The organism is Marinobacter sp. BW6 (assembly GCF_008107725.1).
GTDB lineage: Bacteria > Pseudomonadota > Gammaproteobacteria > Pseudomonadales > Oleiphilaceae > Marinobacter.
This window is the reverse complement of record NZ_VIRN01000098.1, coordinates 1-382: the sequence shown is the minus strand read 5'-3', so window position 1 is coordinate 382 and position 382 is coordinate 1. Positions and strand designations below refer to the sequence as shown.

The following is a 382-nucleotide window of genomic DNA, read 5'->3' as shown; positions in this document are numbered from 1 at the left end:
CTCACCGACGGCATGCTGAAGCTGCTGAAGGAACAGGATTTCGCCGGTTACCACTTCCGCGGCGCGACCTACGACTGCGGCGCAAAGGACGGCTTCATCCTGGCGAACGTCGCCTTCGCCCTCGAACGCGCCGATATCCGCCCCTCCGTCGAAGGCGGCTTCAGGGAACTGCTTGCCGGCCTGAAATAAGTTGCAGATTCAATGCGATAAAGCGCCGCGTGTCCTAACGGATGCGCGGCGCTTTATTTTCCGACATTCTTAGCGTTTCAGCTTGAGACCGACGCCGGCTCGCCATTGCTGCGAGTCGCTGCCTTCCTTGCGCGTCGTCAGCTCGTAGCCGAGCGTGCTGGTCAGATCGAGATAGCGGTTGATGTTCCAGGTC

The 382-nt window shown here is 60.2% G+C and carries 1 protein-coding gene; it reads left to right on the top strand.

Going from position 1 to position 382, the window contains the following annotated elements; all coding sequences use genetic code 11:
• Positions 1 to 189 (top strand): hypothetical protein (locus FMN52_RS19735; RefSeq protein ID WP_240339553.1); only part of this gene is annotated, 189 nt, incomplete at its 5' end.
• Positions 190 to 382: the final 193 nt, after the last annotated feature.